Source organism: Bradyrhizobium cosmicum (genome assembly GCF_032290525.1).
Lineage (GTDB): Bacteria > Pseudomonadota > Alphaproteobacteria > Rhizobiales > Xanthobacteraceae > Bradyrhizobium > Bradyrhizobium cosmicum_A.
The window spans coordinates 1-254 of sequence record NZ_JASXTA010000391.1 but is presented as its reverse complement, the minus strand read 5'-3'; the positions used below and the strand labels follow the sequence as shown (position 1 = coordinate 254).

General features: G+C 69.7%; 1 protein-coding gene. It reads right to left on the bottom strand.

Annotated features, from left to right (window positions below; all coding sequences use genetic code 11):
• Window positions 1-254, bottom strand: a 254-nt coding sequence (locus tag QSV46_RS40360; RefSeq protein ID WP_314964276.1) for a (2Fe-2S)-binding protein, incomplete at both ends; no start/stop codon positions are given.

Sequence of the window (254 nt, the reverse complement as noted above, 5' to 3'; positions counted from 1 at the left end):
CCGTCGAAGCGGCCGGCGCAGGCGTCGGCCACGGCGCGGAAGATGCCGTCATAGGCGCCGCAGCGGCAGAGATGTCCCGACAGCGCCGCGCCGATTTCCTCGCGCGACGGTACCGCCGTTCCCTTCGCCGCGCGCCAGGAATCGTGAAACGCCGCGGCCTCGACGATGAAGCCCGGCGTGCAGAAACCGCATTGCAGGGCGTCGTGCGCCATGAAGGCCTTCTGCACCGGGTGAAGTTTTTCCGCGCCGATGCC